This is a genomic window from Faecalibacillus sp. TM498 (assembly GCF_020589955.1).
Lineage (GTDB): Bacteria > Bacillota_I > Bacilli_A > Erysipelotrichales > Coprobacillaceae > Faecalibacillus > Faecalibacillus intestinalis.
The window spans coordinates 1-472 of record NZ_JAJDKB010000148.1; the positions used below are offsets into that span (position 1 = coordinate 1).

Genomic DNA, 472 nt, shown 5'->3' on the forward strand with positions numbered 1-472 from the left:
GATGTTGAATATGAATTAACTGCCAAAGAAAATATCTACAGTGCAGTTGATGGTACTTTACGCTATGCAAAAGGAGCTACTGTTGCTAAAGGAAAAACAGATGCCAATGGAAAACTTGTCATTGATTCGTTATTCATGGGCAAATATGAATTAAAGGAAACTTTAACAAATGAAGGATATGTGCTTTCAGAAAAAGTACATCAGATCAATCTTGAACAAAAAGATCTAACAACTAAAGAATATGTCATTACAAAGAATGTAACGAACATTGCACCTCATGGTGAAATCCATGTACAAAAAAGAGACAGAGATACATTAGAAGATCTTTCAGGTGTTACTTTCCAATTAACAGCAAAAGAAGACATTTATTCACTTGATGGAAGAAATACACTTCTTTATAAAAAAGGTGAAGCTGTTTCAATGGATATTTCAGAAAACGGATATTATGTGACTAATGAATTAGGTGAAATTC

Annotated in this window: 1 protein-coding gene; it reads left to right on the forward strand. The window is 32.0% G+C overall.

Features of this window, described 5'->3' with window-relative positions; translation table 11 throughout:
• On the forward strand, window positions 1–472 hold a 472-nt coding region (locus tag LJD32_RS15080; RefSeq protein ID WP_227392837.1), incomplete at both ends, for a collagen binding domain-containing protein.